Here is a 10,712-nt window from a genome sequence, read left to right on the forward strand (position 1 = left end):
CCTTAAGTTAGACTTTTACAGCGAGGCCGGGTCAATTAAATTTTAAAACCTCGCCTAAGAAACCTATTTTAGCGGCACTAATAAGTTTTAAATAGTATTAAATGGAAAGAAAATATGATGTTTATGGCATAGGTCATGCCCTGGTAGATATTGTAACAGAGGTCGGAGACGATTTTCTTGAAAAATATAAAATTGAAAAAGGCCTGATGACCCTCGTAGATGAAGAGCGACAGCACGAATTGGTAGAGGCCATTCATTTGCCAAGCAGTAATCTCGCCTGTGGTGGGTCAGCAGCAAATACAGTCATTGCAGCAAGCCAGTTTGGCAGCAACTGCTTTTACTCCTGTAAAGTTGCCAACGATGAAATGGGCAGGTTTTACCTTAAAGACCTTCGAGAAAATGGAGTTGACACCAATTTTACAGCAGATACAGTGCCAATAGGTATTACCGGAAAATGTCTGGTAATGACCACCCCTGATGCAAACCGTACAATGAATACCTTTCTGGGTGTTGCCTCAAATCTCACGGTTGATGAAGTAGAAGAAAATCACCTAAAGGATTCAAGTTATTTGTACCTGGAAGGCTATATGATCACTTCTGAGAACGGACTTGAGGCAATGAAACACGCCAAGCGAATAGCAGAAAAGCACAATGTTAAAACAGCGCTTACATTTTCCGATCCAAGCATGGTGAAATACTTCAAAGAGCCACTCGAGCAGGTTGTAGGAGCCAGTGTTGATCTCCTCTTTTGCAATGAGGAGGAAGCACAACTATTTACCGGAAAAAGTAGCCTTTCCGAGGCCAGGGAAGAATTGAAGAAGGTGGCTAAAAGATTTGCCATCACACAAGGAGCGAATGGGGCAATGATCTTCGATGGCGATACATTTATTGATATAGAGCCCTATGCAGTGAAGGCTGTTGACACCAATGGAGCCGGAGATATGTTTGCAGGAGCCTTCCTCTACGGGATCACTCATGGTCACAGCTACGCTGAAGCCGGAAAAATAGCCAGCCTGGCATCTTCTAAAATAGTAGCCAAATGGGGTCCCAGGTTGGAGTGGCACGAAGCCAAGGAGATACTGAATCACCTGTTTGAAAGAAATTGAATTTAAGTAAACCATTTTTTTAATCAACCTTTATAATATGAAAAAAGCAGCAATAATGTTTATTCTGTTTTTTGCTTTTACACTGTCATTAAATGCACAGAAAAGCAACAAAATAGAGTTTACAGAGTATGACCTGGATAATGGTCTTCATGTTATTCTACACAAGGATAACAGCACACCAATTGTAGCCGTGACCATTATGTACCACGTAGGATCCAAAAATGAAGATCCTGAAAGAACAGGATTTGCACATTTCTTTGAGCACCTACTGTTTGAAGGATCAGAAAACATTAAAAGGGGTGAGTTTGACAAATACATCACCAATGCCGGTGGCGTCAACAATGCAAACACTTCTTTTGACCGTACCTTTTACTACGAACTTCTTCCTTCCAATCAACTCGAACTGGGCCTGTGGCTCGAGTCGGAGCGGCTGATGCATGCTAATATCGAAACTATTGGCGTTGAAACGCAACGGGAAGTGGTAAAAGAAGAAAAGAGACAGCGCTACGATAACAGACCTTATGGAAGCCTGATGATCGAGGTTTTCAAAAGAGCCTATACAAAGCACCCATACCAATGGATGCCCATCGGATCGCTTGACCACCTCACTGCAGCCAGTCTGGAAGAGTTCATCGACTTTTATAAGACCTACTATGTACCCGAAAATGCAACCCTTTCAATTGCCGGAGACATTGATGTAGAAGAAACCAAAAAACTGGTAGCTAAATACTTTGCAGATATACCCTCAGGAGGTAAAGATATACCTAGACCTGATATAGTTGAACCGGAGCAAAAAAAGGAAGTAAGAGACATAGTATATGATCAGATCCAGCTACCAGCAGTGGTTGAAGCATATCATATACCAGCGCAGGGCACTGAAGATGCATATGCATTGAGTATGTTAAGTACCCTTCTTAGCGATGGGCAAAGCTCAAGAATGTACAAGAGCCTGGTGGATGAGCAGCAAAAGGCCATTTCTGCCGGAGCGTTTCCATTTGCACTTGAAGACCCGGGATTATATCTGATATATGCTATCGCTAATATGGGCGTGAATGTGGAGGAGCTTGAAAGCAGTGTAGATGAGCAAATCGAGCGTGTTAAAAACGAATTGATCTCCGAAACGGAGTTTCAAAAGATCCGCAATCAGGTGGAGAATGATTTCATTTCGCAGAACAGCACGATGGCAGGAGTTGCGGAAAACCTGGCCAACTACCATGTTTATTTTGGAGATGCTAACCTTGTAAATACCGAAATAGAACGCTTTATGAGCGTAACCAGGGAAGACATCCAAACCGTTGCTAACAAGTACCTGAAAAAGGAAAACAGAGTAGTTCTTTACTATCTGCCGGAATCGGCCAGGGACCAGCCAGCAGAGTCAGAAGTAAAAGCAGACAATTAAACATGTAGATGAAATGAACCATAACATGAACAAAATATATATAATCATAACGTTATTTCTTATCTCACTTGGCACTTCGGCCCAGGTGGATAGAAGCAAAGCTCCCGAACCAGGACCCGCACCAAAGATCCAGATAGGTGAATACCAGTCATTTCAACTAAAAAATGGCCTCAAAGTATTTGTAGTTGAGAATCATAAAATGCCCAGAGTGGCTTTTTCGTTGATACTTGATAACGAACCCATCATTGAAGGAGATAAAGCAGGATACGTAAGTTTTGCCGGACAGCTTTTAAGGAATGGGACCACTAACAGAACAAAAGCGCAGCTTGATGAAGAGATAGACTTCATTGGAGCGTCACTTTCCACCTCTTCTGGTAGCATCTATGCCTCGTCATTGACCAAGCATAAGGAAAAGCTCCTGGAACTGATGACAGATGTACTGTTTAATCCTGCTTTTCCTGAAGATGAACTCGAGAAGATCAGAAAGCAAACAGTATCGGGGCTGGCGGCCAGTAAAGACGATCCTAATGCTATTGCCAGAAACGTGAGAAATGTGCTGGTATATGGAAAAGAACATCCATATGGTGAACTTACGACTGAAGAAACTGTAGAAAATGTTAAACTGGAGGATGTAAGGGCATACTACAATAAATATTTCAAACCCAATGTAGCATACCTGGCAGTTGTAGGAGACATTAACCTTAAAGAAGCCAGAAAGCTGGTAGAGAAGCATTTCAGTAAATGGAAAAAAGGAGAGATCAAGCAACCCGTTTATGAGGTGCCCCAGGCCCCCGAAAGCACTTTCGTAGCTCTTGTTGATCGACCTGCAAGCGTTCAGTCTGTGATCGAGGTCGCCTACCCGCTGGAGCTAAGACCAGGAAATCCTGATGTAATCAAGACCAGAGTGCTCAATCAGATCCTGGGTGGAGGCTTTTCTTCCAGGCTGATGCAAAACCTGAGGGAAGATAAGGCCTTTACCTATGGAGCGAGGTCGTCACTATCTAGTGATGATTTAGTGGGCAATTTTGTTGCTTCAGCAAGTGTAAGAAATGAAGTTACAGACAGCGCTGTTTATGAATTTATTCAGGAGCTCGAAAAAATTCGTAACAGCGTGGTAGAAGAGCGTGAATTAACAGCCGCAAAGGCTTCTATTATCGGTAGCTTCGCCAGGTCGTTGGAGCAGCCCTCTACAATAGCCAATTTTGCAATCAACACCGCCAGATATAACCTTCCGGAAGATTATTATGCTAACTATCTGAAAAACGTATCAGCAACAACACTTGAAGACGTTAAAGCTATGGCTGATAAATATATCCTTCCCGACCACGCCAATATTATTGTGGTGGGCAAGGGTTCTGAGGTAGCTGATGGCCTGAAAAAATTTGGAGCGGTAAAATACTATGATATCTATGGCAATGAGTATGAGCCATCCGCAGCTAAGGAACTACCGGCAGGTCTAACGGCAGAAAAAGTGATTGACAATTATATCAGTGCGCTTGGTGGTGAAGAAAAGCTTTCCTCGGTTAAGGCCATCAAAATGGATATGAGTGCCGAGATGATGGGCAACGCCATTGATATGAAAGTAATTAAAAAAGTGCCTGAGAAGCTTTTGATTGAAGTCAGCATGGGTGGAAACGTTATGAGCAAGCAACTGTTGAATGATGATGAAGCTGTCGTTATGCAAATGGGCAACAAAGTGCCTGTAAATGAAGAAGCTAAAGAACAATTGCTGTTAGCCAGCTACCCTTTCCCTGCATTGCAATATGAAAAATTGGGTGTCAAGATAGAGCTCACAGGAGTGGAAAAAATTGACGGTAAAGATGCTTATGCCATTGAGGTAACCTATCCCTCAGGCAGCAAATTGATCGAGTATTATGATGCCGGATCAGGGCTGAAAGTTCAAGAAACCAAAACCCAAAAGACCCCGCAGGGAGAAATGTCTCTATCAACCACCTATAGCGACTATAAAGAGGTTGATGGTATAAAGTTCCCTTACCTTGTGGTACAGCCTATGGGTGGAGGTATGAAGCTAAATGTAAAAACCCAAAATATTGAGATCAACCCGGAGGTTGGCGAAGATACTTTTAAATAAAATAAGAGCTATCACGCTATTCAATAAGTTAAGGAGGTCGCGCAAGCGGCCTTCTTGCTTTTTACAACGAACTATGCAGATCACATAAACCTTGAAATAATTCATCGGATGATTGGCCGCAAAGCAAGTCTCATCCGATGAATGTTATAGGTCGCAACATCAAACATCAGAACCAATCGGCAGTAGGCAGAAGCAGTAGGCAAGTAGGGTCCTGAGTCTTGAATTGCGAATACTGCTTTACTAAGCCTAATAAGGACTTGTAAAGCTTAACCCAAAAGAAGCCAGAAGCCGGAAGACCGAAGCACGGATAGCAGCAAGCTTTGAGCTTCAATCTGTAAGCAATATCAATTGTCAAACAAGTCAAAGCACCAATTAATGATTGACCAAAGCCCTAGCCTTAAACTGCAAGCTATCCCCAAGCGTATGGCACAGATCTGTTAAACATGTCCTGTATTGAGTTACGAATGCTGCTTTACTAAGCCTATAAGGACTAGTAAAGCTTGCCTTGTCAATTTGTCCGTCCCTGATATAGGTTGACACAATTTAAAGTGAAAACCATGTCAAATTGGTGACCAATAACCATTAACCATTAACCAATACACAATCCCCGACTAACATCAAACATCAACTATTAAATCACACCCCAACCATTGCCTAAATGCTTCCTGTTGACGTTCAGATGGTTGAGCGATGGGTTCAATTTTGTAAATCGGGAAATATCTATCTGTTCCGGGTGTAATATTTATTTCAAGGTCTTTATAATTTCTCCTTATCATAAATACATAAGAACTTGAGTCATAAGAATTGATCTTTTCCATTGATGCTTCTTCATTATTGATCGTAAGAATTTCATCATTAAGGGAAAAATGCCTTTCGCCAATGGAACCAGGAGCGATCTGACTTACTCTCAGCCCACCATTATTATCAGATAGTCTCAATCCAAAATATTTTTCCAGGCTACTTTCTGCCTCGCTTTTCATCAACTGACAGCCCACAGAATTCAATAGTTCACTAATAAGATCTTCCTTAGAGGCTAAACCAGTGACATGTTCTTTAAAAAATTCCGCCAGACTGTTTCCATAATATTTTTCACAAAGCGCTTGAATATCGTCAAAGGTATAGCCAATATTTTGTTTGCCGTAGTGCAGCCATAATTCGCGCATAACATCATCTAGCGAATACTTATTGGTTGTACTCTCCCTGATCATGAGATCCAGACATAACGCAACCATAGCCCCCTCAACATAAATGGAGCTTTTCCGTTCCGGTGCACTGACGCTATATCCATCAATCCAAAGGTCTACCGAGGAATCTACCACAGAATAATTGAGTCTCCCAAAGTTTGAAAAATGCCGTTTAAATAGCACGTTCAATTCATTAAAGTACCAATCCCGGTCAAAAACCCCACTTCGAACCAGGAAAAGATCACCATAATAAGTGGTGAAGCCTTCAGCCACAAACCCTGTGGGGAATGTAACCGGTTTATGAAATTCGTACGGCATAATTTCTTTTGGCCGTATCCTGATAATATTCCAGGCATGGAATAGCTCATGAGAACTAACCCCTAAAAACTGGCTGTAAAGGTCTTCATCATTTAAAGCTTCGGCCGGACCAAGACAAATGACAGTCGAATCGTGATGCTCCACTCCATGATATAACTTATAAGGAAGCAGATGAAATAGAAAGTGATACTCCTCTTCGGGAAATTCACCCATCATTTCCACTTGCTTGTCACTAAACTTTCGAAATGCTTTCGTGATTTGATCACGGTCAAGCGGATGCCGCCCATTGAGCCAGATATGGAACTGCACATTTCCCGCACTATATTCAATATGTTCAACCTCGGCACTGGCAAGTAGCGGACTATCTACCAGTTCGTAATAATTATCCGCAACAAAAGTTTTCCTCTGCCGCTTTAAACCACATGCGATGGAATAGTTGTCGGGAATGTCAATAAATACCTGACATGCCTCATTCAACTGTTGTATATCATATAACATACAGTTAATGAAGTTGATGTAGATAAGTTCCTCATCATACCAACTATTACCCGCATCCATTTTAAACGCAAAATAATCGTAGGATACCATCACCTTATCTGTAGCTCGTGTATCTAACTCCCACATGCTGTGTGAGATCTTTCTATAAGGCAAGAGTGAATTACCTGAAGATATAGCCTTAAATCCGCGGATATTTTTGGCATAATTGGCAGCTTCATACCTTCCCGGACGCCATATGGGCAAAGCCAGAGATATGATATCTACCTGAGACGTATCTAGCTCTAATTCAACATGAATAAAATGAGTTAAAGGATTTCTGAACGAAATAGAGTACTTCATAAACACTAGTTTTGCATAAAATTAACAACATCCTGCCGAATCATGGGAAGAATCGGGCCTTATCTTTTATCAATGCTCTAATCGTATAAACACCAAACACCAAACACCAAACATCAAACAGAAAGAGAAACAAAAATTTGCAAATACAAAAAAGCTATTTATCTTTGCAGCCCGATTGAAATTTAAAGTGACTAGTCACCTTCCTAAACAGGGGGATAAAATATATTACACATGAAGAGGACATTTCAACCATCGCAAAGAAAGAGAAAGAACAAGCACGGTTTCAGAGCAAGAATGGAATCTGCAAACGGCAGAGCGGTTTTAGCAAGAAGAAGAGCTAAAGGAAGAAAGAAGCTTACAGTTTCTGACGAGAAAACTCATAAATAAGCTTTGCCGATGAATCGGCAGAAATACTGCCGATAGGAATCGTTTTTTTTCATGCTACATTGAAAAAAACTACGGCCATGACATCAATGACTTTCAAAAAGTCAGAACGGCTCTGCAGTAAGAAGGCTATACAGGAACTCTTTTCAAAGGGTTCCTCTTTTTATATATACCCATTCAAGATCATCTCGAGGGCAGACCCGAAAGGCTCCTTCCATCAGATTCTTATTTCCGTTCCTAAACGCAACTTTAAAAAAGCGGTGCTTCGTAACAAGTTCAAGCGCAGAATCCGGGAGGCCTATCGCTTAAATAAGCACCTTCTAAAGAGCACGTCTAAACTTCAAATTGCGTATATTTATACTGCCAAAGAACTTTTGGAGTATAAAGAGATCGAAAGGAAACTGATTTTGGCTCTTGAACGTTTAAATCAGCAGCTAGCTAAAGGTGAATAAAAATGCTAAAGAAAAGAACCAATAAATTAGTCGCCCTATTTTTTATTATAGGGATAACGCTGGTGTCCTTTACTGCACCCACAGAGCGATACTTTGAAATTGCAAAGAACCTCGACATTTTCGCTACACTGTTTAAGGAAGTGAACGCCTACTATGTGGATGAGGTCGACCCGGATAAAGTTATACGTACAGGCATTGACGCCATGTTGCTATCTCTCGATCCGTATACCAATTATATTCCCGAAGATGAAATAGAATCTTTCCGCACCATGACCACCGGCCAATACGCCGGAATAGGAGCGCTAATCAGTGTGGTGAATGGCAAGACCGTGATCACGATGCCTTACCAGGGCTTCGCTGCTTATAATGCGGGCTTAAAAATAGGTGATGAACTAATAGCCATAGATGGTAAAAAGGTCGTGGGCATGGAAGTTTCAGATATAAGTACTTTACTCAAAGGACAGGCAAAAACTCCTGTTGAAGTTACGATTAAAAGATACGGCCATGAAGAACCACTGAGCTTTTCTTTTAAACGGGAGCGAATTACAGTGACCAATGTACCCTACTTTGGTAAGGTAAACGATAACATTGGTTATATTAAACTCGAAGATTTTACCATGGATGCAGGTAAAGAGGTAGCCCGGGCAGTGGAAGAATTGAAGAAGCAAGGAGCTGATAAAATCATCCTGGACCTGCGAAACAACCCCGGAGGATTATTAAGCGAGGCAGTAAATGTTTCTAATGTTTTTGTGCCAAAAGGAGTGGATGTGGTGTCCACAAGAGGAAAAGTGACTGAGTGGAACAAAACGTATAAAACACTAAATAATCCGGTCGATAATAAGATACCTTTGGTTGTGTTAACTAATGGGGGCAGTGCTTCTGCCGCGGAAATTGTATCAGGAGTTATGCAGGATTATGACAGAGGGCTGCTTGTGGGCTCGAGAACATTCGGCAAAGGGTTGGTGCAAACCACCAGGCCGCTTACCTACAATGCACAACTAAAAGTTACAACAGCAAAATACTATATTCCCAGCGGCAGGTGCATTCAGTCTCTGGATTATACCCATCGCAATGAAGATGGCACCGTGAGCAAAGTGGCCGATTCATTAATTAGCGAGTTCAAAACAAAAAATGGACGCACTGTATATGATGGAGGAGGGCTCGACCCCGATGTTGACATCGAACAGGAGTATTATACTCCGATTACCCAGAGCCTCTTAACAAAAGGACTGATCTTTGAATATGCCACGCAATATTCTTCCAAAAGAAAAAGTATCCCATCCGCAGCCGAATTTGAACTGACGGATGAGGAATATAAGCAATTTAAGTCCTGGCTATCTGATAAGGATTATGATTATACCACCCAGGTAGAAGAAGAGTTGGTGGAACTCGAAGAATCAGCTAAAAAGGAAAAATATTATAAGGACATAGCGAACCAACTGATGGACCTGAAGAACAAAGTAAAACATAACAAAGAACAGGACCTCGAAAAATTTAAATCAGAAATAAAGCAGGTACTCAAGGAAGAAATTGCCTCCAGGTATTATCTGCAAAAGGGAAGCCTCGAAGCATCCTTTAACGATGATCGGGATATTCAAAAAGCTATCGAATTACTAAAAGATACAGCAACATATAATCAGTTGCTTTCAGGAAAATAATGCCTTTAATCTTAAGCATCGAAACGGCTACCACAGTATGTTCCGTTGCCCTTCATGATAATAATGAATTATTGGGCAGCCAATCACTATTTATCGATAAGTCACACTCCGGCTTATTGGCCCCATCAATAAAGTCTCTGGTCGAATACTGTGGTTATACTATCAATGATTTGTCAGCAGTGGCGGTATCTGAAGGTCCCGGCTCATACACAGGTTTACGTATTGGAGTTTCGGCTGCTAAAGGTTTGTGCTTCTCTCTTGATATACCATTGATTGCCGTAAGCACATTGGAAGCAATGGCGCGGGGTGTAAACAAGTATAACCACGGGCAAGCCATGTTATGTCCAATGATAGATGCAAGACGAATGGAGGTCTACTGCTTGCTCGTCAATGCTCAGAAAGATATTGTATCGGAAACGCGGCCTGTGGTTATCGATGAGTCTTCATTTCAGGAGCAACTTTCGGTGCATAAGATATTATTCTTTGGCAATGGAGCCACAAAATGTAAGGGGGTCATTAAAAGTGATAATGCTGTATTCATTGATCATGTATTTCCCGATGCAATTCATATTGGAGCCATTGCTGCAGAAAAATTTCAAAAGTCACAGTTTGAGAATGTGGCATATTTTGAACCATTTTATCTGAAAGATTTTAGAATTAGTCAACCGAAATCCAGATAGAAACGTTACAGCAAAATAAATTCGGGCCAAAAAATTAAGAGCTTTATCATGGCAGAAGAAAGAGAGATAATAAACAGAGTAGCGCAAAGCCCATTAGTTACATTTAACCTTGAAGATTATTACCAGCATGGAGAACGGGTCCTTTTTGATATTAAAGATTGGTTGTTCCAGGGTATCATCTTGAAGGAAAAGGATTTTAGACAAGCCGTCAAAGACCATGATTGGGAACAATATACTGATAAACATGTAGCCCTGACATGCACGGCTGACGCAATAGTACCTACCTGGGCCTATATGTTGTTGGCAACCAAACTTGAACCTCATGCCATTACTGTTATCCATGGGACACTTGGTGAATTAGAAAAGATTTTATTCAAAGTTGCCTTGGATAAAATTGATATCAACGAATTTCTCGATAAAAAAGTAGTTGTAAAAGGATGTGGCCACTTGCCCATTCCCGAATTTGCTTATGTGGAGATTACCAGCAAGTTACGATCTGTAGCATCGAGCATAATGTATGGCGAACCATGCAGTACTGTGCCGTTATATAAGGCTCCCAAAAAATAATTTCAAAAATTTTCTTAGTCAGGTATTGTGATTAT

Annotated in this window: 9 protein-coding genes; 8 read left to right on the top strand and 1 reads right to left on the bottom strand. The window is 41.3% G+C overall.

Features of this window, described 5'->3' with window-relative positions; genetic code table 11:
• Positions 1–101: 101 nt before the first annotated feature.
• The 3 genes from C900_RS20415 to C900_RS20425 are packed head-to-tail and all read left to right on the top strand — an operon-like array spanning position 102 to position 4,597.
• Complete coding sequence (locus C900_RS20415) at positions 102–1,106, top strand: adenosine kinase (protein ID WP_009582092.1); 1,005 nt, start codon at positions 102–104, stop codon at positions 1,104–1,106.
• A gap of 37 nt (positions 1,107–1,143) precedes the next feature.
• Positions 1,144–2,505 (top strand): M16 family metallopeptidase, encoded by a 1,362-nt coding sequence (locus tag C900_RS20420; protein ID WP_009582093.1) that lies wholly within the window; start codon positions 1,144–1,146, stop codon positions 2,503–2,505.
• Positions 2,506–2,530: 25 nt separating this feature from the next.
• On the top strand, positions 2,531–4,597 hold the full coding sequence (locus C900_RS20425) for an insulinase family protein (RefSeq protein ID WP_040497197.1): 2,067 nt from the start codon (positions 2,531–2,533) through the stop codon (positions 4,595–4,597).
• A 617-nt stretch (positions 4,598–5,214) separates the two neighbouring features.
• Here C900_RS20425 and C900_RS20430 read toward each other — a convergent pair.
• Positions 5,215–6,936: a M61 family metallopeptidase gene (locus C900_RS20430; protein ID WP_009582095.1), complete on the bottom strand. Its 1,722-nt coding sequence runs from the start codon at positions 6,934–6,936 to the stop codon at positions 5,215–5,217.
• A 231-nt stretch (positions 6,937–7,167) separates the two neighbouring features.
• Between C900_RS20430 and rpmH the strand changes: the two genes are divergently transcribed.
• From rpmH to C900_RS20455, 5 genes are all read left to right on the top strand, one after another.
• Positions 7,168–7,323, top strand: a complete 156-nt coding sequence (gene rpmH, locus C900_RS20435) for a 50S ribosomal protein L34 (protein ID WP_009582096.1) — start codon at positions 7,168–7,170, stop codon at positions 7,321–7,323.
• Between the two features lie 86 nt (positions 7,324–7,409).
• Positions 7,410–7,772, top strand: coding sequence for a ribonuclease P protein component (gene rnpA / locus C900_RS20440; protein ID WP_221408153.1), 363 nt, complete (start codon positions 7,410–7,412; stop codon positions 7,770–7,772).
• Between the two features lie 2 nt (positions 7,773–7,774).
• Positions 7,775–9,430, top strand: coding sequence for a S41 family peptidase (locus tag C900_RS20445; protein WP_009582098.1), 1,656 nt, complete (start codon positions 7,775–7,777; stop codon positions 9,428–9,430).
• A complete protein-coding gene (gene tsaB / locus C900_RS20450; protein ID WP_009582099.1) occupies positions 9,430–10,110 on the top strand; it encodes a tRNA (adenosine(37)-N6)-threonylcarbamoyltransferase complex dimerization subunit type 1 TsaB in 681 nt (226 codons plus the stop codon). The genes C900_RS20445 and tsaB overlap by 1 nt, the downstream gene beginning before the upstream one ends.
• Positions 10,111–10,158: 48 nt before the next feature.
• Entirely contained in the window at positions 10,159–10,677 is a 519-nt protein-coding gene (locus C900_RS20455) for a DUF2480 family protein (RefSeq protein ID WP_009582100.1), read from the top strand.
• Positions 10,678–10,712 lie beyond the last annotated feature (35 nt).

Source organism: Fulvivirga imtechensis AK7, from assembly GCF_000331535.1.
GTDB lineage: Bacteria > Bacteroidota > Bacteroidia > Cytophagales > Cyclobacteriaceae > Fulvivirga > Fulvivirga imtechensis.

Excerpts from the sequence above, each read along its gene's own strand:
- C900_RS20445 (WP_009582098.1), top strand. The coding sequence starts at position 7,775 with ATGCTAAAGAAAAGAACCAATAAATTAGTCGCCCTATTTTTTATTATA.
- C900_RS20415 (WP_009582092.1), top strand. The coding sequence starts at position 102 with ATGGAAAGAAAATATGATGTTTATGGCATAGGTCATGCCCTGGTAGAT.
- tsaB (WP_009582099.1), top strand. The coding sequence starts at position 9,430 with ATGCCTTTAATCTTAAGCATCGAAACGGCTACCACAGTATGTTCCGTT.
- rpmH (WP_009582096.1), top strand. The coding sequence starts at position 7,168 with ATGAAGAGGACATTTCAACCATCGCAAAGAAAGAGAAAGAACAAGCAC.
- C900_RS20455 (WP_009582100.1), top strand. The coding sequence starts at position 10,159 with ATGGCAGAAGAAAGAGAGATAATAAACAGAGTAGCGCAAAGCCCATTA.
- C900_RS20425 (WP_040497197.1), top strand. The coding sequence starts at position 2,531 with ATGAACAAAATATATATAATCATAACGTTATTTCTTATCTCACTTGGC.
- rnpA (WP_221408153.1), top strand. The coding sequence starts at position 7,410 with ATGACTTTCAAAAAGTCAGAACGGCTCTGCAGTAAGAAGGCTATACAG.
- C900_RS20420 (WP_009582093.1), top strand. The coding sequence starts at position 1,144 with ATGAAAAAAGCAGCAATAATGTTTATTCTGTTTTTTGCTTTTACACTG.
- C900_RS20430 (WP_009582095.1), bottom strand. The coding sequence starts at position 6,936 with ATGAAGTACTCTATTTCGTTCAGAAATCCTTTAACTCATTTTATTCAT.